The 20,261-nt window shown below is 64.3% G+C and carries 18 protein-coding genes and 1 pseudogene; 3 read left to right on the top strand and 16 right to left on the bottom strand.

Annotated elements, in window-relative coordinates; all coding sequences use genetic code 11:
• Positions 1-37 precede the first annotated feature (37 nt).
• On the top strand, positions 38-1,297 hold the full coding sequence (locus tag FCU66_RS02240) for an ABC transporter substrate-binding protein (RefSeq protein WP_136619071.1): 1,260 nt from the start codon (positions 38-40) through the stop codon (positions 1,295-1,297).
• 142 nt (positions 1,298-1,439) lie between these two features.
• Complete coding sequence (locus FCU66_RS02235) at positions 1,440-2,843, top strand: FAD-binding oxidoreductase (RefSeq protein WP_136619070.1); 1,404 nt, start codon at positions 1,440-1,442, stop codon at positions 2,841-2,843.
• A gap of 15 nt (positions 2,844-2,858) precedes the next feature.
• Here FCU66_RS02235 and FCU66_RS02230 read toward each other — a convergent pair whose 3' ends face one another.
• The 8 genes from FCU66_RS02230 to FCU66_RS02195 all read right to left on the bottom strand — a co-directional run bounded on the left by FCU66_RS02230 (position 2,859) and on the right by FCU66_RS02195 (position 11,129).
• On the bottom strand, positions 2,859-3,659 hold the full coding sequence (locus FCU66_RS02230; RefSeq protein ID WP_136619069.1) for an ABC transporter permease: 801 nt from the start codon (positions 3,657-3,659) through the stop codon (positions 2,859-2,861).
• On the bottom strand, positions 3,656-4,528 hold the full coding sequence (locus FCU66_RS02225) for an ABC transporter permease (protein ID WP_136619068.1): 873 nt from the start codon (positions 4,526-4,528) through the stop codon (positions 3,656-3,658). Before FCU66_RS02225 ends, FCU66_RS02230 begins: the two co-directional genes overlap by 4 nt.
• Entirely contained in the window at positions 4,525-5,628 is a 1,104-nt protein-coding gene (locus tag FCU66_RS02220) for an ABC transporter ATP-binding protein (RefSeq protein WP_136619067.1), read from the bottom strand. The genes FCU66_RS02225 and FCU66_RS02220 overlap by 4 nt, the downstream gene beginning before the upstream one ends.
• A 76-nt stretch (positions 5,629-5,704) precedes the next feature.
• Positions 5,705-6,730 (bottom strand): ABC transporter substrate-binding protein, encoded by a 1,026-nt coding sequence (locus tag FCU66_RS02215; RefSeq protein WP_136619066.1) that lies wholly within the window; start codon positions 6,728-6,730, stop codon positions 5,705-5,707.
• A gap of 52 nt (positions 6,731-6,782) precedes the next feature.
• On the bottom strand, positions 6,783-7,781 hold the full coding sequence (araD1, locus tag FCU66_RS02210; RefSeq protein WP_136619065.1) for an AraD1 family protein: 999 nt from the start codon (positions 7,779-7,781) through the stop codon (positions 6,783-6,785).
• A 32-nt stretch (positions 7,782-7,813) separates the two neighbouring features.
• Positions 7,814-8,593 (bottom strand): SDR family NAD(P)-dependent oxidoreductase, encoded by a 780-nt coding sequence (locus FCU66_RS02205; protein ID WP_136619064.1) that lies wholly within the window; start codon positions 8,591-8,593, stop codon positions 7,814-7,816.
• Positions 8,594-8,604: 11 nt separating this feature from the next.
• The gene (locus tag FCU66_RS02200; protein ID WP_136619063.1) at positions 8,605-10,332 is read right to left on the bottom strand and encodes an IlvD/Edd family dehydratase; all 1,728 of its coding nucleotides are present in this window, start codon (positions 10,330-10,332) and stop codon (positions 8,605-8,607) included.
• The gene (locus tag FCU66_RS02195; RefSeq protein WP_246093727.1) at positions 10,329-11,129 is read right to left on the bottom strand and encodes a FadR/GntR family transcriptional regulator; all 801 of its coding nucleotides are present in this window, start codon (positions 11,127-11,129) and stop codon (positions 10,329-10,331) included. Before FCU66_RS02195 ends, FCU66_RS02200 begins: the two co-directional genes overlap by 4 nt.
• Positions 11,130-11,181: 52 nt before the next feature.
• Between FCU66_RS02195 and FCU66_RS02190 the strand changes: the two genes are divergently transcribed.
• On the top strand, positions 11,182-12,111 hold the full coding sequence (locus FCU66_RS02190) for an aldose 1-epimerase (protein ID WP_136619062.1): 930 nt from the start codon (positions 11,182-11,184) through the stop codon (positions 12,109-12,111).
• A 31-nt stretch (positions 12,112-12,142) separates the two neighbouring features.
• Here FCU66_RS02190 and FCU66_RS02185 read toward each other — a convergent pair.
• The 8 genes and pseudogenes from FCU66_RS02185 to pcaQ form a co-directional block, all read right to left on the bottom strand.
• Positions 12,143-13,588 (bottom strand): annotated as a pseudogene (locus FCU66_RS02185) (aldehyde dehydrogenase).
• A 34-nt stretch (positions 13,589-13,622) separates the two neighbouring features.
• Positions 13,623-14,408 carry a coniferyl-alcohol dehydrogenase gene (locus tag FCU66_RS02180; RefSeq protein ID WP_136619145.1) on the bottom strand — a complete coding sequence of 262 codons (786 nt, stop codon included), beginning with the start codon at positions 14,406-14,408 and terminating at the stop codon, positions 13,623-13,625.
• A 2-nt stretch (positions 14,409-14,410) separates the two neighbouring features.
• On the bottom strand, positions 14,411-15,472 hold the full coding sequence (locus tag FCU66_RS02175; protein WP_136619061.1) for a branched-chain amino acid ABC transporter permease: 1,062 nt from the start codon (positions 15,470-15,472) through the stop codon (positions 14,411-14,413).
• A complete protein-coding gene (locus tag FCU66_RS02170; RefSeq protein ID WP_136619060.1) occupies positions 15,469-16,365 on the bottom strand; it encodes a branched-chain amino acid ABC transporter permease in 897 nt (298 codons plus the stop codon). Before FCU66_RS02170 ends, FCU66_RS02175 begins: the two co-directional genes overlap by 4 nt.
• A complete protein-coding gene (locus tag FCU66_RS02165; RefSeq protein ID WP_136619059.1) occupies positions 16,362-17,090 on the bottom strand; it encodes an ABC transporter ATP-binding protein in 729 nt (242 codons plus the stop codon). The genes FCU66_RS02170 and FCU66_RS02165 overlap by 4 nt, the downstream gene beginning before the upstream one ends.
• Positions 17,087-17,830, bottom strand: a complete 744-nt coding sequence (locus tag FCU66_RS02160; RefSeq protein WP_136619058.1) for an ABC transporter ATP-binding protein — start codon at positions 17,828-17,830, stop codon at positions 17,087-17,089. The genes FCU66_RS02165 and FCU66_RS02160 overlap by 4 nt, the downstream gene beginning before the upstream one ends.
• Before the next feature lie 21 nt (positions 17,831-17,851).
• Positions 17,852-19,168, bottom strand: coding sequence for an ABC transporter substrate-binding protein (locus tag FCU66_RS02155; protein ID WP_136619057.1), 1,317 nt, complete (start codon positions 19,166-19,168; stop codon positions 17,852-17,854).
• A gap of 141 nt (positions 19,169-19,309) precedes the next feature.
• A complete protein-coding gene (gene pcaQ, locus FCU66_RS02150) occupies positions 19,310-20,227 on the bottom strand; it encodes a pca operon transcription factor PcaQ (protein WP_136619056.1) in 918 nt (305 codons plus the stop codon).
• Positions 20,228-20,261 lie beyond the last annotated feature (34 nt).

Below are 20,261 nucleotides of genomic sequence, written 5' to 3'. Positions count from 1 at the left end.
ATTCAAACTACAGTCGAGTAACGAAAGGGGAACAACAATGAGAAAGACAATACTCCAGCTCACCACAGCACTTGCCCTCGTGACGATGGCGGGTGCCGCGCAAGCCGCCGATTGCAAGATCACCGTCGGCCTCGTCATGGAACTGACAGGCCCGGCCGGCGAATATGGCCAGGCCGGCGCCAAGTCGGTCGAGATGGCCTTCCGCGACATCAACGCGGCCGGCGGCGTGCGCGGCTGCGATCTCGTCACCGACACGCGCGACAGCCAGAGCCAGGGCAACATCGCGGTCGACGCCGCCACCCAGCTGGTTCAGGTCAAGAAGGTTCCGGTCATCATCGGCGGCATCATCTCGTCGGTGTCGATCCCGATCCTGACCTCGGTCACGGCACCGGCTAAGATCGTCCAAGTCTCGCCGGCGTCGTCCTCGCCGACGCTGACGGCACTCGGGCGCGACGGCAAGACCAACGGCATCTTCTTCCGCACCATCACCTCGGATGCGCTGCAGGGCGTCGCCGCCGCCAAATATGCCGTCGACAAGGGCTTCAAGAAGCTGTCGATCATCCACGTCAACAACGATTTCGGCGTCAACATGGTGGCCGAATTCTCGCGCGCCTATAAAGCGCTCGGCGGAACCATCGTCTCCGACACGCCTTACAATGAAAAGCAGTCGAGCTATGCCTCGGAGGTCACGGCGGCGATGGCCGGCGAACCGGACGGGCTCTATCTCGTCAGCACGCCGGTCGACGGCGCCACGGTTGCCCGCACCTGGATTTCGCAGGGCGGCGTGCAGAAATTCCTGCTCAATGACGGCATGAACAGCCCTGATTTCATCGAGTCCGTCGGCGCCGATTATCTGAAGGAAGCCTACGGCACCTCGTCCGGCACCAGCCCGACGGCTTCGACGGAGTATTTCACCAAGAACTACAAGGAATTCTCCGGCATCGAACCGACCAATCCAGCGGCCGACCGTTCCTATGACGCCGGCGCCATCGTTGGGCTGGCGATCGCCATTGCCGGTTCGGAGGATCCGGCCAAGATCAAGGACGCGATGTACAAGGCCGTCGATCCCGCCGGCACGCCGATCTTTGCCGGCAAGGAAGAATTCGCCAAGGCGCTCGGCCTGATCAAGGACGGCAAGCCGATCCGCTACGAAGGCGTCATCGGCCCGGTCGCCTTCGACAAATATGGCGATATCACCGGCCCGTTCCGGCTGTGGAAGATCGTCGACGGCAAGGTGGCGACCGACGGCGAAATGACCACCGACGACGTCAACGCCCTGCAAGCCAAGCTTCAGTAAAACAACTTGTCGTCCGGCGTCGATCCGATCTCATCGCGATCGATGCCGGACGGTCGGCCAGCCCCGCATTGTCACGACCGATCATGAGGCGTTTGCACCGATCGGAGTTTGACCAGAAGCCGATCATGAATAGGATTGGCCGATGTCACCCGAAACACAACAACTTCTGTCTGCTCTCGACAATCGGCTGGGCGCGGGCGGCGTTCTCGCCGGCCTGGATGTGGATCAGCGCTATCGCGACGATCCCGACGGCAAGCTCGGCGCGCTTCCCGAAGCGGTGCTGCGCCCGCGCGACACCGAGGGTGTGGCAGCGGCGCTCGCCGCATGCAACGATCTCGGCCAGCCGGTTGTCATCCAGGGTGGACGCACCAGCCTGGCAGGCGCTGCGCGTGTGCAGCCGGGTGAGGTGGTGCTGTCGCTGGAGCGCATGACCGGCCTCGCCGTTCCAGATCGCCAGGCTGGCAGCATCGTTGCCGAAGCGGGCGCGACGCTGCAGGCGGTGCAGGAGGCAGCCGACGGCGCCGGGCTGATGTTCGGCGTCGATATCGGCGCGCGCGGTTCGGCGACGATCGGCGGCAATGTCGCCACCAACGCCGGCGGCATCCGTGTGCTGCGCTACGGCATGTACCGGGCGCAAATTCTGGGGCTGGAAGCCGTGCTTGCCGATGGCTGCGTGCTGACCTCGCTGAAGGGCCTGCTCAAGGACAACTCCGGCTACGACCTCAGCCAGCTCTTCATCGGCACGGAAGGAACGCTCGGCGTCGTCACCCGCGCCGCGCTCAGGCTGCATCCCAAGCCGGCGTCCGAGGTCAACGCCTTCTGCGCGCTCTCCTCGCTCGATGCGGCGATCGCCCTGCTTGGGCTGCTGCGGCAAAAGCTCGGGCCCCTACTGTCCGCCTATGAGGTCAATTTCGCACCGCTTTATGACCTCATGGTCGCCAGCATGGCCATGCCGGCGCCGCTGCCGGCCGGCTCGCCCGTCTATGTGCTGGCCGAGATCCAGGGCAGCGAGCCCGAACGCGACGGCGAGCGCTTCGCCGAGGTGTTGATGCAGGCGGTCGAAGACGGCGTGATCGACGATGTGGTCGTCTCGCAGTCGCCGCGCGAATTCCGGGCGCTGTGGGACGTGCGCGAGGACGCCAATCGCGTCCTGTTTTCGATCAAGGGTCTGATCGGCGTCGACATCAGCATCCCGCTGGCGCGCATGGGAGCATTCCTGCGGGAAGCGGATATCGCCATTCATGCCGTTGATCCCGGCGCCGACATCTATGCCTTCGGCCATCTCGGCGACGGCAATCTGCATTACCAGGTCCGCACGGTCGATACGGCGGCGGCATATGACATCGTCTATCGCGGCGTGGCCGCGGCTGGAGGTGGTGTCTCGGCCGAACATGGCATCGGCCTCGACAAGAAGAAGTGGCTGCATCTGGTCCGCAGCGATGCCGAGATCGCCACGATGCGGCGGCTGAAGGCAGCCCTTGACCCCAGAAACATCCTCAATCCGGGACGGGTTTTCGACCTTAACCAAGCCGCCTTCTCCCGATGACGATTGCCCGGTACCTCAGGTCCGTTCCGTCGCGACTTGTCTGGGAATGAGAAAGCGCGCGGCAAGCACGCAGAGCAGCACGGTAAACATCAGGATCAGTGCCACCAGCGCATTGATGTCGGGCGAGAAACCAAGCCGCATCATCGCCCACAGCCTGACCGGCAGCGTACTCTGGGTACCGGTGACCAGGATGGTGATCATGGTCTCGTCGAACGACAGCGCGAAGGCCAGGATGGCGCCGCCGACCATGGCGCTCGACAGGTTCGGCAGGATGATACGCCAGAACGTCTGCCAGCCGGTGGCGCCGAGATCGTAGGACGCTTCGACCAGCGTGCGGCTCATCGACTGCAGCCGCATCAGCACCGTGCGGTAGACGATCGCCAGCACGAAAACCGTGTGACCGATGACGACCGTCAGCAGCGAGCGTTCGAGGCCGATTTCGCGAAAGAAAATCAGCAGCGCCAGGCCGCTGATGATCGGCGGCATCAGGAACGGCAGGAAGATGATGAACTGCAGGATAGACCGTCCCGAACGGCGCCCATGATAGTAGAGCGCCAGCAGCGTTCCGCTGACGACCGACAGGATGACAGTGCAGACGCCGACGATCAGCGTGGTGCGCAAGGCGGCCAATATGTCGTGATTTTCGGCCAGCGTGACATAGGTCGAAAGGGTCGGAGACGACCAGTCGACATTGCCATGCGAAATGGTGAAGAACGACGACACGATCGGCACGAACAGCGGGCTGTAGAGCAGCACCGCGACCAGCGTCGTGATCGCAGCCAGAAAGATGGTGGACAGTCGGGGCAGGGCGCTCATACCGAAGTCCCCCGGTTGCGTCCGAAGCGTTCGCCGACAAGGATTGCCGCGATCACCACGATTGCCAGCGCCACCGACAGCGCCGCGCCGAACGGCCAGTTATAGGCCGTGCCGAACTGGCTGTAGAGGATGCGGCCGAAGGTGAAGCCGCTGATCCCGCCGACCATTTGCGGTGTCAGGAAATCGCCGATCGCCAGCACGAAAACGAAGCTCGCCGCCGAGGCGACGCCGGGCAGGCTGAGCGGCAAGGTGATGCGCAGGAAGGTCTGCAAGCCACTTGCACCGAGATCGTCGGAGGCACGCAGCAGCACCTGCGGGATCCGCTCCAGCGACAGGAAGATCGGCAGGATGGCGAAGGGAATTAAGAGCAAGGTCAGCGTTAGCAGGATGGCGTTCATGTTGAACACGAAAAGCGTCGACGGTTCCTGCAGGATGCCGAGCGCCACCAGCGCCTTGTTGAGGAAGCCGTTGAGGCCGAGGATGCTGCGGATCGCATAGATCTTGATGACGTAGCTCATCAGCAGCGGCACCAGCAGCAGCATCAGCAAGGCATAACGCCACCGCCCTTTCAGCGTCGTCAGGAAATAGGCGGCGGGATAGGCAAGCAGGATGCAGATGATGGCGACCGAGACGCACAGCACGATGGTGTTCCAGAACACCGGGAGAAAGACCGGATCGGTGAAGAACCTGACATAGTTGCCCAGTGACAAGCCGTAGACGATCGTGCCCTGGTCGACGCTGAAGAAGCTGTAGCCGAGGAAGATCGCCAGCGGCACCAGGACGAAGATCACCGGCAAGGCAAACGCCAGCACTGTCACCAGCAGCGACAGCCGTCTTTCCGCAGGCTGTGTCGATCCGGCCTCGCTCATGCCAACACCAGATGGCCTTCATGCGGCGCAAACGAAAGCGATACAGCCTCGCCGGATTTGAGCGCGCTGCCGTCGACCCGGCTCGGCACGCGCAGCCGCAAGCGTTGCGCGGCATTGTCGGCGCCGGCCGTGATGGTGGCGACGGTCGACGAGCCGGCAAAGGCCATGTCGGAGATCGTGCCGGAAAAGCGGTTGTCGGTGTCCTTTGCATCCGCAAGGTGCAAGGCTTCTGGACGGAATGCAGCGTAGGCGCTGGCGCCTTCCGCTGCGGCCTTCAAATGCGGCTGGTCACTGATCGAACAAACCAGGCGGCCGAGCGCCGTCTCGATCGATCGCAGCTCGCCTTGGACGGCCCCAAGTTTTCCGGCCACCAGATTGTTCTCGCCGAAGAAGCGCGCGACGAACTCGCAATTCGGCTTGTAGTAAAGGTCGTGCGGCGTGCCGAGTTGGCGGATATGGCCGGCTTCCATGACGCAGATCCGGTCAGCCATGCCGATGGCTTCTTCCTGGTCATGGGTGACGAACAGGAAGGTGGTCTTGATTTCGCGCTGGATGGATTTCAGGAAGACCTGCATCTGCCGGCGCAGTTCGAGGTCGAGTGCGGCGAGCGGCTCGTCGAGCAGGATCAGGCGCGGCTGGCAGATCAGCGCACGGGCGAGTGCGACGCGCTGGCGTTGGCCGCCGGAAAGCTGCGCGGGAAAGCGGTCGGCGAAACGCCCGAGCTGGACCAGGTCCAGCGCCTCCGCGACACGGCGCGCGATTTCCTTGCGCTGGATATGGCGAACCGAAAGCCCGTAGCCGACATTGCCGGAAACGGTCAGGTGCGGAAACAGCGCATAGTCCTGGAACACCGTGTTGAACGGCCGTCGGTTGATCGGCATGCGGCTGATGTCCTGGCCGTCCAGCCGGATCTCGCCTGAGGTCAGCGGCTCCAGCCCGCCGATCAGCCGCAGGACCGTGGTCTTGCCGGAGCCCGAAGGCCCGAGCACGGTGAGGAACTCACCGTCCCGGATCGACAGGTCGATGTCGTGCAGCACGGGAACCGTGCCGTAGGATTTCGAGACGGACCGCAGCGTCAGCAGGTCGGTGTTCTGGTTCATGAAATACTCTCGCATACGCTTCGGCGGTCCGGAACTTCCGGACCGCCGGGTCCTTCGAAGGCATAGAACGGAAAGGTCAGGGCGTGGCCTTGACCTCGTTCCACATGTCCGAACGCTTGAGCGGGTCCTCGACATTGTTGAGCCAGACCAGCTTGTCGTTGCCGCCGGCGCTGCCGGTTTCCGTCACCGTGTTGCCGAAGCCGGTGCGCTCGGAAAGCTCGCCGCTGACCTTCTTGCTCAGCATGAAGTCGATCCATTTCTCGGCCGCCGCATTGTCGCGGACACCCTTGGAAATGACCCAGTTGTCGAGCCAGGCAAGCGCGCCCTCGCTTGGATTGACGTAGGCGACATGGGCGCCGATCTTCTGCAGTGCCTTGACTTGCTGTTGGCCGTAATTGGCCCAGATCAGGGCCACATCATTGTTCTGGTAGATCTGCTGCGCCTCGTCGGCGGTGGTGTAGAAGCTCAGCACGTTGCGCTTGAGTTCGACCAGCTTGGCCTTGACCGCCGCCATCTGCTCTTCGTTGAGGTTGAACGGATCCTTGTAGCCGAGCGTCAGCGCCGTGAACGAGAAATTGTGCTCGCCATTGTCATACGCCAGAACCTTGCCCTTGTAGGCCGGGTCCCACAGAACCGACATCGAGGTCGGCGCCGGCTTGACCTTGTCGGTGTCGTAGATCAGGCCGATGGAGTCGAAGCAGAACGGAATGCCATAGACCTTGCCGTCCTTGGTGACGCCGCTGACCGCCGTCAGATCGCGGAAGCGCGGCAGCACTTCCTTCTGGTTGGCGAGCTTCGTGACGTCGATCGGCGACACCAGGTCGGCCTTGATGTAGCGCTGCAGCTGGGCGGTGTTGACGGCGAAGACGTCGAAGTCCTGGCCTTCGCTGCCCTTGATCTTGGCCCAGATCTCGTCATCGCTGCCGATGAAGACGACATCGACGCCGATGCCGGTTGCAGCGGTGAAGTCCTTGACCCAGTCGGCATCGGCGTAGCCGTCCCAGGCCAGAACCCGCAGGTTCGCGGCGAGCGCCGCCGATGTCATCAGGCCGATGCCGAGCCCGATCGTTGCCATTCTTAGAAACAGTTTTTTCAGTCCCATTTTCAATCTCCCATTGTCATTCTGGTGGACCGCAGTTTCCGGACTTTTGCCGTCACAGCTGGGTGACAGCGACCAGTCCCTCGTCCGGCACCGACACCATCCGGTTGCGCAGTGGTTTGCCGAATGTCTGTGCCTGGATTTCATATTCGTCGCCGGAAGCCGTCTTGACGCCGGAGGCGTAGCTCATCACCGCCGCGCCGAAGAAATAGGCATGCAGGTCGCCCGCCCTGCGGTGCATCGGGTAGCGGAAATGGAAGTGTTCGAGATTGGCGATCGAGTGCGACATGTGCGCCTCGCCCGACAGGAACTCCTGCTCCCAGATGACAGTGCCGTCGCGCAGGATGCGCGAATGGCCGCGCACTTCGTCGGGCAGGTCGCCGATCAGCAGCTCCGGCCCGATCGAGCAGGAGCGCAGCTTGGAATGGGCGAGATAGAGGTAGTTCTCGGCCTCCGTCACATGGTCGGAATATTCGTTGCCGAGCGCATAGCCGATGCGGTAGGGGCGGCCGTCCGGCCCGTTGACATAGAGGCCGACGATCTCAGCCTCTTCGGCGCCGGCGCGTGCGAAGGCGGGCATCGGCAGCTCAGCGCCGGGCGGCACGACGCAGGTGCCGACGCCCTTGAAGAACCATTCGGGCTGGATGCCGATCTGCCCGGCGGCGGGCTTGCCGCCCTCCAGGCCCATGCGGAAGATCTTCAGCGAATCCGATTCCTCGGCGTCCTCGCCATGGGTCAGCACATGCATCTTGTCGCGTGCGGCGGCACTTCCGGTATGGGTCAGGCCCGTGCCGGTGACCAGGAAGCGCGCCGGTTCCGGATGGTCGACCGGGGCCAGCACCCGACCATCGCGCAACAACTGGTCGTAGTCGATCGTCGCGCTGCCCGTCCGCCTCTCGACCAGCGCAACGATCGACGTGCCCTCGGCGATTGCCGCTTCGGCCAGCTCCAGCACGCTGCTGGTCTTTTCGAGCGGGTGCAGATGATTGCCGTCATCCGAGACACGGCCAACCCGTCTGCTGCCGTCGGCCATTCTGAACTGTACAAGACGCATGAACTAACCTTCTTCCTTTGAAGCCGTACGGGTCACACCCAGCCCGCATCGACGATGAACTGCTGGCTCGTGCACATGCGGCTGTCGTCGGCGGCGAGGAACAGCGCCATGCGCGCGATATCGGATGGCTGCAGCCGGTCGGGCAGGCACTGCCTTTCCGCGATCTGGCGTTCGCCGGCCGGGTTCAGCCACAGCCGCATCTGGCGCTCGGTCATCACCCAGCCCGGCACCATGCAGTTGACGCGGATGCGCTCGGGGCCGAGTTCGCGGGCCAGCGCCCGCGTCATGCCGTAAACAGCGGCTTTCGCGGTGACATAGGCTGGGCAATCCGGATCGCCGACCATCCAGGTGATGGAGCCGAAATTGATGATCGAGCCGCCGCCCAGCGTGCTCATCTGCGGACGCACCGCCTGCGCCGCGAAGAACTGGTGGCGCAGATTGACCGCCATGCGGTCGTCCCAGTAGGCGACCGTCACGTCCTTGGTCTGGTGGCGGTCGTCATTGCCGGCATTGTTGCACAGCGCCTGGATGGGGCCGTTGTGCTGCATCGCCTGCAGGGTTGCCGCCTGCAACTCTTCGACGTTGCGCAGGTCGCAGGGAATGAACAGCGGCGCGGTATGTCCTTCGGCTGCAATCGCATCGACAAGACGCCGGGAAGGCTCCTCGGCCAGATCGACAAAGGCGACACGGCTGCCTTGCGCGCAGAAATGGCGTACCAGGCTTTCGCCGATGCCGCTGCCGCCACCGGTAATGAAGACGCTGCGGCCCTTGAGGCTTGGGTAGATGGCGTAGCTGCCGATTTCATCCGTCATCGCGCGCCTCTCTAGTGCGAATGCCGAGGAATGCCGGCATCGCGTCTGCCGACGAGAAAGTCGAAATCGCAGCCCTTGTCCGCCTGCAGCACGCGCTCGACATAGAGGCTCTGGTAGCCGCCTTCCGGCGGCGCCGGGGGCTTCCAGTCACGCCGGCGGATTGCGAGCTCCTCATCCGACACCAAAAGCTCCAGCCGGCGGCCGGCGACATCGAGCTCGATGAGGTCACCGTCGCGCACCAGCGCAAGCGCGCCACCTGCGGCTGCTTCCGGTGCCACATGCAGCACCACGGTGCCGTAGGCGGTGCCGCTCATGCGCGCGTCCGAAATGCGCACCATGTCGGAGACGCCCTGCTTCAGCAGTTTGGCCGGCAGCGGCATGTTGCCGACCTCGGCCATTCCGGGATATCCGCGCGGCCCGCAGTTCTTCAGCACCATCACCGAGGAGGCGTCGATGTCCAGCTCCGGATCGTCGATGCGCGCGTAGTAGTGCTCGATGTTCTCGAACACCACCGCCTTGCCGCGATGCTGCATCAGTTCGGGCGTTGCCGCCGACGGCTTGATGACCGCCCCATTGGGCGCCAGATTGCCGCGCAGGATTGAGATGCCGCCTTCCTTGGTCAGCGGCTGGCTCAGCGGCCGGATCACCTCGCTGTTATAGTTGGGCGCACCGTCGATCAATTCGCCGATGGTCTTGGCGCTGACGGTCATGGCGTCGCGATGAAGAAGCCCCACTTCATCAAGCGACGCCATGACCGCAGCTAGCCCCCCGGCGTAGTAGAAATCTTCCATCAGGAACCGGCCCGACGGCATCAAATCGACAATGGTTGGAACGTCGCGGCCAAGGCGGTCCCAGTCGTCGAGGCTGAGATCGACACCGACGCGGTTGGCGATGGCGATCAGATGCAGCACCGCATTGGTCGAACCGCCGATCGCACCGTTGACGCGAATGGCGTTCTCGAATGCTTGCCTGGTAAGGATCTGCGCGATCGTCACGTCCCTGCGCACGAGATCGACGATCTGGCGTCCGGCCATCTGCGCGAGCACGCCGCGGCGCGAATCCACCGCCGGGATCGCGGCATTGTCCGGCATGCCGATGCCGAGCGCTTCGACCATGCTGGCCATGGTCGAAGCCGTCCCCATCGTCATGCAGCTGCCCGCCGACCGGCTCTGGCCCTGCTCGGCGGCGAGGAAGTCGGCGACCGGCATGCGGCCGGCCTTCACTTCCTCGGCGAATTTCCAGACATGCGTGCCCGAGCCGATATCCTGTCCGCGGAACTTGCCGTTGAGCATCGGCCCGCCGGAAACGGCGATGGTCGGCAGGTTGCAGGACGCAGCCCCCATCAGCAGCGCCGGCGTGGTTTTGTCGCAACCGACCAGCAGGATGACGCCGTCGATCGGATTGCCGCGGATGGACTCTTCGACATCCATGCTGACCAGATTGCGAAACAGCATGGCGGTGGGGCGCATGTTGCTCTCGCCCAGCGACATCACCGGGAATTCGAGCGGCAGGCCGCCGGCTTCATAGACGCCGCGTTTGACGTGATCGGCCAGCGCACGGAGATGGGCATTGCACGGGGTCAATTCCGACCAGGTGTTGCAGATGCCGATCACCGGGCGGCCGTCGAAAGCGTCGGCGGGGATGCCCTGGTTCTTCATCCAGCTGCGGTGCATGAAGGCGTTCTTGCCCTCACCGCCGAACCAGGCCTCGGACCGCAGTTTGCGTTTGGTGTCCGTCACGATGTCTGTTCCCGATCCTGGCGGCGCTTGTTGCGGTTCTCGACGCTGCGGCGCACGTCTTCTTCGGCATTGTCGATGAGTACCAGCAGTGCCTTTTGCGCGCCGGCCGCGTCGCCGGATGCAATCTTTTCGGCCACTTCCCGATGCAGCGGTAATGAGTGGCGCTGTCCGTCCGGATTGTCGTTGGAGAGGCGAAAGCTCATCACCAATGCGGTTTCGACCAGTGCGGCCAGCGAGCCGATCAGCTCGTTGCCGGTCATGCGCAGAATGGTCTGATGGAACAAAAGGTCGGGCTTGGCGAAGCGGTCGCCGTCGTCGACAACCGCTTCCATTTCGGCCAGCGCGGCATTGATCTCGGCAATCTGCGCCGGTGTGGCGCGCTTGGCCGCGAGTGCGGCCGACATCGGCTCGATGGCTCGCCGCAGCTCAAACAGCGCCCGGACATCGTCGGCACTGACGCCGCTGGCGTAGCGCCATGACAGGACGTCCGGGTCGAGGAAGTTCCAGTCGGCGCGGGGACGCACCCTTGTGCCGGTCTTCGGCCGCGATTCGACAAGCCCCTTGCCGGCCAGAACCTTGATCGCCTCGCGCAGCACCGTGCGGCTGACACCCAGCATCTCGCTGGAATCGTCGGCATTGGGCAGTGCCTCGCCGGGCAGGAAATCGCCCTGCACGATGCGCAATCCGATCTGCTCGACGACAGTCGCATGCAGCGCCGTCGAGCCGCTGGAAACCGCCACCGCAACCCTTGACGTGCGCGCAGTGCTGAAAGATTTCTTATTCTTCATACTATTCATATGATATGTCTTATCGGCATTGCGGTTGGAGTCAAGGGAGGGGGGAGTGCCGATGACAAAGAATTCCGCTGCCGTTGCCGAGCAGCATCAAGAGCTGGTCTCGATCAGCGATGGCATTGCGACTGTCGAGATTGCCCCTGCCGCCGGCGGCGCAGTGGCGTCGTATCGCTGGCGGCAAAACGGATCCGCCGTGGATTGGCTGCGCCCTGCGGATCCGACGGCAATCGACAGTCGCGACGCCGGCGCCATGGCCTGCTTCCCGCTGGTTCCCTATTCCAATCGCATAAGGGGCGGGCGCTTCGCATTCGCCGGCCGCACCGTCGAATTGCCGACCAGCTCCAACGATCCGCATCATGAGCATGGCCATGGCTGGCGTCGGCCATGGACGGTCGTGCGGCACGAAGCCAGCACCACCGTCCTATCCTATCGCCATGCCGCCGATTCCTGGCCGTGGAGCTATGAAGCAAGGCAAGCGATCTCGCTGGTCGAGGGCAGCCTGGTCATTGCCATCTCGTTGCGCAACCTGTCGGACGCGCCGATGCCCGCCGGCTTCGGGCTGCATCCCTATTTCCCGTCGACACCGTGGACGCATGTCCAGGCGCGGGTGTCCGGCATGTGGGAGACCGATGCGGAAATCCTGCCCACCCGGCACGTCCTGCCGCCCGCTGGCGCCAACCCGACCACGGGCTTCGACGTTTCGGAGACGGAGTACGACACGGTCTTCACCGGATGGGCGCGCCGCGCCCGGATCTCCTGGCCGGAGCATGGGCGGCAGCTGGACATCGAGGCCGAGGCGCCGCTCGACTTCCTCGTCCTCTACACGCCGCCCGGCGAGCCGTTCTTTTGCGCCGAGCCGGTCAGCAACATCACCGATGCCTTCAACCACAGGGGTGACGCGGGCATCGACACCGGCTGCATCCTGCTGGCACCCGGACAAATGCGATCCGCAAGCGTTCGCTTCACGCCTTCGCAGGCGATCTGATCATCAAACCGACCGCCCAAGCGAGGCCGGGTCAGAACGGATAATGCTGGCCCGGATCCTCGATCGTCACCCAGCGCAAATCGGTGAACTCGGCGATCGAGGCCTTGCCGCCGAAGCGCCCATAGCCCGAACCCTTGACGCCGCCGAACGGCATCTGCGCTTCGTCGCCGACGGTCGGGCCGTTGATGTGGCAGATGCCTGCCTCGATGCGCGCGGCGACCGCAAACGCGCGCTTGATGTCACGGCTGAACACGGCTGACGACAGGCCGTATTCGGTGTCGTTGGCGACACGAACGGCCTCCTCCTCGCCCTTCACCCGGATCACCGGCTTGACCGGCCCGAAGGATTCTTCGGCGTAGACGCGCATCGCCGGCGTGACATGGTCGAGCAAAGTCGCCTCGACCACGGTGCCGGTGCGCTTGCCGCCCGCCACCAATTTGGCGCCCTTGGCGACGGCATCCGCAACCAGTTCCTCCATCTTGTCGGCCGCCTGGCTGCTGATCAGCGAACCCAGCACGACATGGCCGCGCGGATCGCCGGCCGGCAGTCTCGAGGCGCGGGCAGCCAGCTTGGAAACGAACTCGTCGGCGATCTTTTCGTCGACGATCAGTCACTCGGTCGACATGCAGATCTGGCCCTGATGCATGAAGGCGCCGAAGGTGGCGGCGTTGACCGCTGCGTCGATGTCGGCATCGTCCAGCACCAGCAGTGGTGCCTTGCCTCCGAGTTCGAGCAGCGCAGGCTTCAGATGCCGGCCGGCAAGTTCGGCGATGATCCTGCCGACCTTGGTCGAGCCGGTGAAGTTGACGCGCTTGACCGAGGGATGCGCGACCAAAGCTTCGACAATGCCGGCGGCATCCTTGGGATCGTTGGTGACGACATTGATGACGCCCTTGGGCAGGCCGGCCTCGACCAGCACCTGGCCGATCAGCCGGTGCGTGCCGGGGCACATTTCGGAGGCCTTCAGCACCACGGTGTTGCCGCAGGCGATCGGCATTGCGATGGCGCGGGTGCCGAGAATGACCGGCGCGTTCCACGGCGCGATGCCGAGGCACACACCGGCCGGCTGGCGGATCGCCATGGCCAGCGTGCCCGGCTTGTCGGAGGGGATGATCTCGCCCGAGATCTGCGTCGTCATCGCCGCCGCCTCGCGCAGCATGTTGGCCGCCAGCATGACGTTGAAGCCTGCCCAGGGACCGGTGGCGCCGGTCTCCTCCATCATCAGCCTGGTGAACTCGCCGACCTTCGAGACCATGACGTCAGCAGCCTTGCTCAACAAGGCGCGGCGCTCGCCAGGTCCGGTCTTCGACCAGGCCGGGAAGGCGACTGCTGCGGCTTCGACTGCGGCATTGGCGTCGGCGATGCTGGCTGCGGCGGCGCGCGTCGCCAGTTTGCCGGTGAACGGGTCCATGCGGTCGTAGCAGGCCGAGCCGGACGCATCCCTTTTGTCGCCGTCGATCAGAAGTCCGATATCCATTGTAGTCTCCATCGCCCCGATTGGAGCTTCGTGATTAGAAGCCGAACATTTCGGCATTGATCGATGCTTCAAGGCCGCCGTCGACCGGCACATTGGCGCCGTTGATCCAGCGCGCACCGTCCGAACACAGGAACAGCACCACCGGCGCGATATCGCCCGATGTGCCGGCCCGTCCAACCCTGGCAATGTCGCTGTCGACACGGGCGTCGCCAAGCACGGTTCGGAACTGTTTCAGGATCGGTGTCTCGACCGGTCCGGGGCTCACCGCATTGACGCGGATGCCACGGCGTTTGAACAGATCCTGATGCGCCGCGCGGAAGGTCCACAACAGCAGCAACTCCTTGGAGACGGGATAGCCTTCCTCGTTCCTGACCGCGTGCGTGCAGACCACGTCGGCAACATCGGGGAAGCCTTCGATGCCGACCATCGAGGCGGCGCGGTTGAGATTGGCGCGCCAGCCATAGCCGGCAATCGACGCAACGTTGACGATGGCGCCGCCTTCGCGAAGTCTTGGCGCCAGACCTTCCGACAGAGCCCGCAGCCCGAAGAAATTGACGGCCAGCGTCGACGCCGCGCCAGTGTTGCCGGAGAGGCCGGCGACGTTGCAGAGCGCATCGAGGCGCTGCGGCAGGCGGGCGATCAGCTCGTCGACACCGGCCTTCGACGAGATATCGGCCTTGACGAAGCTGCCGACTGGAGCAGTCGGCTCACGCACATCGACGCCGATCACGTCGGCGCCAAGCTGGCCGGCAAGTTCCGCCGTGCGCGCGCCGATGCCGGAGGCGACACCGGTGATGAGGATCGTCTTGCCGAAAAGCATGGTCATGCCTTCTCCCGATATGGTGTGGTTTGCTGTGGCGAAGGCGTCGCATCGCCATCGGCGGTGGCAGGGAACCTGACGCGGTAACCGACCGGCAGCAGGCGCAGGCCAAAACGCTCCTCGATCGTCCCCCACAGGCCGCGCGGCAGGAAAAGCGAGAACAGCACGGCGGTGGCGCCAAGCCCGACCAGATACCAGACACCGGTGCCGCCGAACCATGTCTCGATGAGGAAGAACACCAGCGCGCCTAGAATGGCGCCTTCGAACGTGCCGATGCCGCCGACCAGCACCATGAAGATCATGTAGGCGGTCCACTGCACATTGAAATAGGTCTTGGGCTGGAAGGTGATCGAGGTCGCCAGCCACAGCGCCCCGGCAATGCCGATGCCGAAGGCGGCAAGCACGAACAGCAGCCGCTTGGTGCCGGTGACGCGCACGCCGACCGAAGCGGCGGCATCCTCATTGTCGCGGATCGCCCGGATCGCCGCACCCGTGCTGCCGCGCAGCAGGCCAAACAGGATGGCGAGCAGGGCGGTCATCGACGCCAGCGCCAGCCAGTAGATCGCTGCCCGCCTGGCGCCGGCGTCGTAGGCGTTGAGCGAGATCAGCGATGTGCCGGTTTCGCCTTGCACCAGCCGGTCGAGATTGACCAGAAGATGCGTCAGCGCCGCGATCACCCACATGCCGATGGCGAACTCGCCATTCCTCAGCCGCAGCATGAACAGCGACAGCGGCCAGGAGACCGCGCCAACGATAAGTCCGGAGGCGAACAGCGCGAGGAAAGGGTTGAGGCCGGCATCGGCCAGCCGGATGGCGAAATAGGCGCTAAGCCCGAAGAACACCTGTTGGCCGACCGAGACCAGGCCGCCGAATCCGGCCAGCGCATTCCACATCGCCGCCAGGATCACATAGATGAACAAAGCCGTCATCCGGTCGACCGCGCCGGCCGACAGGAAGTGCGGCGCGATCGCCAGCAGCGCGATGATGACAGCCACCGCAATCGCGGCGATGCGCGACGTCGCCGTGCCGCGCTCGATGGCTGGCGAGGTCGAGACGGCGCTCATGTTGGCTTCCTCGTGGGCAAGCGCAGCAGGCCGCGCAGGCCGAGGCCCGAAGTGGAGAGCCGAATGAACAACACGATCAGGAACGCGACATGGCCGCCGATCAGAAAACCTTGCGGATGCACTTGCGCGCCAAGTGTCTGGGCAAGCGCCAGCACGATGCCGCCGATCAGCGTCCCCCAAAGCGAACCGGCGCCACCGATCACCGCCGCCTCGAAGGCGAACAGCAGTTGCGGCGCGCCGGCATAGGGATCGAAGGTGGCGCGCATGCCGAGGAACGCGCCGGCAAGGCCGACCGTGACCATGGCGATGGACGCGGCAATGGCATTGGCGCGGTGCGCATCGACACCGACTAGGCCGGCAGTGTCGGGGTCTTCGGAAGTCGCGCGGATCGAACGCCCAAGCCTGGTGCGGGTGAGGAACAATTGCAGCCCGCCCAGCAGGATGACGGCGGCGGCGAACATGATCACGGCGAGCTTGCCAACATAGATGCTGCCCGGCCATTCCCAGGAATCATAGGACAGGCTGCCGATATAGGGCGCCAGCGAACGCGTATCGGCGCCGAACTGCTCGAACAGCAGGTTGTCGATGACGATGGCGAGGCCGAACGTGGTCAGGATCGGCAGCAGCGCGCCGCCGCGTGCGCTGCGTTCGAGCAGGAAGCGCTGCAGCGCCCATCCGATCGCCGCCATCAACGGCAGCACGATGAGCAGGCCGACAAAGGGCGAGATGTGGAACCGCGAGGCGAGCCACCACAGCGCAAAGGCGGCGAACACGGCAAGGCTGCCATGGGCGAGGTTGATGATGCGCATCACCGAAAACATGAAGGACAGGCCGCAGGCGATCAGCGCGTAGTAGCCGCCGAGAAGAATGCCCTGGATGATCTGGTTGCTCATGCGGGAACGCTCCCGGGGCTTTTCCGGTGCAGGCCGAAATAGGCCTTCGTCACATCCTCGCGCGAAACTGCCTTGCTCGGCCCTTCGAGCGCGACACGGCCTTCGAGCATGCAGATGACCCTGTCGGAAACCGCGAGCGCGCGGTTGAGGTCCTGTTCGACGAGGATGATCGTCGTGCCGGAGGCGATCAGCCCTTGCAATGCTGCATAGACGCGGTCGACGATCAACGGCGACAGGCCGAGCGAGACCTCGTCGAGCAGCAGTACTTCGGGATTGCTCATCAGCGCGCGGCCGATCGCTGTCGCCTGCTGCTCGCCGCCTGACAGATGGCCTGTCTTGGCGTGGCGGCGCGGCTTCAGATTGGGGAACATCTCCAGCACCTTGTCGACGTTCCAGTCACCCGGCCGGCCGGCGGTCTTGCCAAGCAGGAGGTTCTCCTCGACCGTCATCTGCACGAACAGTTTTCGCCCCTCAGGCACCAGCGCGATGCCCATGCCGACACGCTTGTGCGACGGCACGCTGGTGAGATCAGCGCCGTCCAGCAGCACGCGGCCGGCTGCCGGCTGATGCGCGCCGGCGATTGCCCTCAGTAGCGTCGTCTTGCCGGCGCCGTTGGCGCCGACCAGCGCCAGCGTTTCGCCGCGTTCGATCGTGAAACTCACGCCGCGCACCGCTTGCAGCAGGCCGTGCCGGACAACCAGGTCCTCGACTGAAAGCAGGCTCATTTCGGGCCTCCGCCAAGATAGGCGCGCACGACCTCGGGGTCGGCCATCACCGTTTGCGGATCGCCGTCGGCGATGATCTTGCCGGCGTCCATGCAGATCAGCCGCTCGGCCACCTGCAAGAGGATGTGGACGATGTGCTCGATCCAGACGATGCCGATCTTGCGGCGGCGCAATTCCTTGATCGTGTCGACGAGTTCGCCTGCCTCGCCATCGGTCAATCCGCCACCGATCTCGTCCAGCAGCAGCAGCGTCGGTCTTGCGGCGAGTGCGCGTGCCAGTTCCAGCCGCTTGCGGTCGAGCAGGCCGAGCGTTTCGGCGCGCCGGTTGGCAACGCCGAGCATGCCGCACAGGTTCAGCGAGCCGAGCGCTTCCTCATAGGCCTCGTCGCGGCCAAGGCCGGCGCCATGCGACGCGGCGACGAAGACATTCTCGAAGGCGGTCATGCCGCTGAACGGTTTGGGCACCTGGTGCGTGCGCACCAGGCCGAGCCGGCAGCGCTGCGTCGCCGACAGCGGCGTCACGTCGCTGTTTTTGAAGCTGACGGTGCCCGAGCTTGGCGGAAAGGCTCCGGCCAGCACGCTGAGCAGCGTGGTCTTGCCGGCGCCGTTCGGACCGACAATGCCGACCGCCTCGTCGGCTTCCATGGTGAAGTCCACCGCATCCAGCACCACAAGCGCGCCGAAGCGTTTGTGGATACCGGCGGCAGCGAGGATCGCCTGTTGTTGCGGATGGGTCACCAGGCGATCCTCGTCAGCGGTCCATCAGCCGTTGTAAGGCAAAAGCTTGGCTTCGACAGGCACGTTGGGATCGGTGGCGTTCTCGGTCACGACGTAATCGAGCGGGAACTTGCTGCCTTCCTTGGCGGCCACCCACTGTGTGCCGATAATCGGGCCGGGCGAGACATTGGCCACTGGGCCGCTGGTGAAGTCGACCTTGCCGACCATCGTCTCGGTTTTCAGCGTGCTCAGCGCCTTGGCCACGGCGGCCTTGTCCTTGGCGTCGGTGCTTGCCTTCAGTGCCTCGAAGCCGGCGTCGAGCAGCGACATCGAAGCGCCGAGCTGCTGCGTCCACTGCTTGCCGCTCGCCGCCTCGTAGCCGTCGGCCAGTTCGATGCCGGAGACGCCGGTCAGGGGCGACTTGTAGGGGAATGCCTTGTGCCAGTAGGCAGCGCTTGAAATCTTCATGCCGAGATCGCCGAGTGCCTCGATGTCGGAAGGGAACAGACCGGTCTTGGCGACCTGGCAGATCTTGATCTGCTTGATCAGGCCTTGCTGTGCTGCCTGGCGCCAGAAGGCGGCGAAATCCGGCGGGATCGGGAAGGAGTTGAAGATCTCGACGCCTTCCTGCTTGAACAGCGCGATCTGCGAGGAATAGTCGGTGGTGCCGGTCTCATAGGCGCCGGGATCGACAATGGTGAACCCTTGCTTGGCCAGCAGCGGCGCCAAATGGGCGCGGATGGCATTGCCGTCGGCGTCGTTGGGATACATGACGCCGACCTTCTTGTTGGTCTCGATCAGGTTCCATTGCGAGATATAGGCCTTGAAGAACTCGCCGACGCCGAAGCCGAAATGATAGGTCCATTTGAACGGCGAGGGCGCATCGGGCTTGGCGCCACGGCCGAAATACCAGGCTTCCCACGGCATGACCGTCGACAGGCAAGGCACGCCGGCGGCTTCGCAGGCGTCGGCCACCGGATTAATCACTTCCGGCGTTGACACCGCCAGCATCAGATCGATGGCCTGGTTGTTGATCAGGTCCTTGGCCAACTGGCCCGCGCGGGAGGGATCCGATTGCGTATCCTGATCGAGGATCTCCACGCTGTATTTCTTGCCGCCGATCTCAATGCCGCCGGCCAGCGCCTTGCGGGCGAGATCGAGCACATAGCCGTCGGTCTGGCCGAAGCCGGCGAGCGGCCCGGTGCGCGGGCTGACAAAGCCGACCTTGAGCGTGTCGCCTGTCTGGGCAAAGGCGCCGCGGCCGCCAAGCGTGAGAGCTGCGCCACCAGCGATCGATGTGGCAATGAACTGGCGCCGCGAAATGCCCCCAGTAATGGATCTGCTGCCGAGTGCGTGCGTCATATGTTCCTCCCTTTGTGATCCTCCATCGTCACAGTGCACCACCGGTTTGGTTCGGTAAAATGATATTTTGCGGTCTTTCATTAACCCCTGGGTTAGGAAATTTCAGATCGCGACAACATCCGGTTCGAACGACCGGACGCGTCAGCTGCCTTGCCTTGCCGCTTCGCGGATGGTCTGCAGCAGTATGGAGAAGGCCGGCGAGGGCGCCGTGTCGGTCCGCATCGTCAGGCCGACCGGTCCCTTGGTTTCCTCGGTGTTGACCGGCAAGGCGACGAAGGCGCCGCTGCCAAGTTCGTTGGCAACGACGCCGGCCGAAATGATCCAGACAGCATTGCTCTGCCGCAGGAAGGCGCGGCCAAAGGAGTCCGAGACGGTTTCGATCTCGGTTGCCGGCGCGGTCATGCCGTTGGTGATGAACAGGCGGTCGACAAAGGGACGGATGACGGATTCCCGTGTCGGCATCAGCATCGGGAATTCGTCGAGCCGTGCGAACACATCCTGTCCCGGATCGAGCAGCGGATGTCCCGCCCGCACCACGAACAGCACCGGTTCGGAATAGAGGTGCTCGAAGAAGAAGCCGGTCATGTTCTCCGGCGCCGCCAGCCGTCCGACGACGAGATCGAGCGCGCCGGTGCGCAACTGTTCGAGCAGCACCGCATTCTCGCCGGTCACGATCTTGATTGCCGCCCCTGTGCTCTCCCTAAGGAACAGGCTCATGGCGAGCGGCATCACCCGCGCCGACACTGTCGGCAGCGCGCCGATGCGGATCGGGTGCCGGTTGACCGCTCCGTCCTGCCGGACGGAATCGACGCCTTGCTTGAGTGCCGTGATCGCCGTGCCGGCATGGCGAAGGAAGATTTCACCGATGCGCGTCAGCCGGATGCCGCGGCCATCGCGTTCGACCACCGCCACACCCAGCGCCTCTTCCAGCTCGCGCAATGTCTTGGTCACCGCCGGCGGGCTGACATGCAGCAGGTCAGCCGCTCGCGCCACGCTTCCTTGTCGCGCAACTTCAAGGAATGCCTGCAGGTGGCGGAACCGGATGCGGCTCTCGGACATGGATTTGATAACCCCTGAGTTAATGAAACGGCGC

Source organism: Mesorhizobium norvegicum (assembly GCF_004919685.1).
GTDB classification, from domain to species: domain Bacteria; phylum Pseudomonadota; class Alphaproteobacteria; order Rhizobiales; family Rhizobiaceae; genus Mesorhizobium; species Mesorhizobium norvegicum.
This window is presented reverse-complemented; position numbering and strand designations above follow the sequence as displayed.

Bases quoted from the DNA above. Each gene is read 5' to 3' on its own strand.
- araD1 (WP_136619065.1), bottom strand. From the start codon at position 7,781: ATGCGTCTTGTACAGTTCAGAATGGCCGACGGCAGCAGACGGGTTGGC.
- FCU66_RS02180 (WP_136619145.1), bottom strand. From the start codon at position 14,408: ATGCTTTTCGGCAAGACGATCCTCATCACCGGTGTCGCCTCCGGCATC.
- FCU66_RS02235 (WP_136619070.1), top strand. From the start codon at position 1,440: ATGTCACCCGAAACACAACAACTTCTGTCTGCTCTCGACAATCGGCTG.
- FCU66_RS02190 (WP_136619062.1), top strand. From the start codon at position 11,182: ATGACAAAGAATTCCGCTGCCGTTGCCGAGCAGCATCAAGAGCTGGTC.
- FCU66_RS02155 (WP_136619057.1), bottom strand. From the start codon at position 19,168: ATGACGCACGCACTCGGCAGCAGATCCATTACTGGGGGCATTTCGCGG.
- FCU66_RS02170 (WP_136619060.1), bottom strand. From the start codon at position 16,365: ATGAGCAACCAGATCATCCAGGGCATTCTTCTCGGCGGCTACTACGCG.
- FCU66_RS02175 (WP_136619061.1), bottom strand. From the start codon at position 15,472: ATGAGCGCCGTCTCGACCTCGCCAGCCATCGAGCGCGGCACGGCGACG.
- FCU66_RS02165 (WP_136619059.1), bottom strand. From the start codon at position 17,090: ATGAGCCTGCTTTCAGTCGAGGACCTGGTTGTCCGGCACGGCCTGCTG.
- FCU66_RS02230 (WP_136619069.1), bottom strand. From the start codon at position 3,659: ATGAGCGCCCTGCCCCGACTGTCCACCATCTTTCTGGCTGCGATCACG.
- FCU66_RS02205 (WP_136619064.1), bottom strand. From the start codon at position 8,593: ATGACGGATGAAATCGGCAGCTACGCCATCTACCCAAGCCTCAAGGGC.
- FCU66_RS02220 (WP_136619067.1), bottom strand. From the start codon at position 5,628: ATGAACCAGAACACCGACCTGCTGACGCTGCGGTCCGTCTCGAAATCC.
- FCU66_RS02240 (WP_136619071.1), top strand. From the start codon at position 38: ATGAGAAAGACAATACTCCAGCTCACCACAGCACTTGCCCTCGTGACG.
- FCU66_RS02225 (WP_136619068.1), bottom strand. From the start codon at position 4,528: ATGAGCGAGGCCGGATCGACACAGCCTGCGGAAAGACGGCTGTCGCTG.
- FCU66_RS02215 (WP_136619066.1), bottom strand. From the start codon at position 6,730: ATGGGACTGAAAAAACTGTTTCTAAGAATGGCAACGATCGGGCTCGGC.
- FCU66_RS02195 (WP_246093727.1), bottom strand. From the start codon at position 11,129: ATGAATAGTATGAAGAATAAGAAATCTTTCAGCACTGCGCGCACGTCA.
- pcaQ (WP_136619056.1), bottom strand. From the start codon at position 20,227: ATGTCCGAGAGCCGCATCCGGTTCCGCCACCTGCAGGCATTCCTTGAA.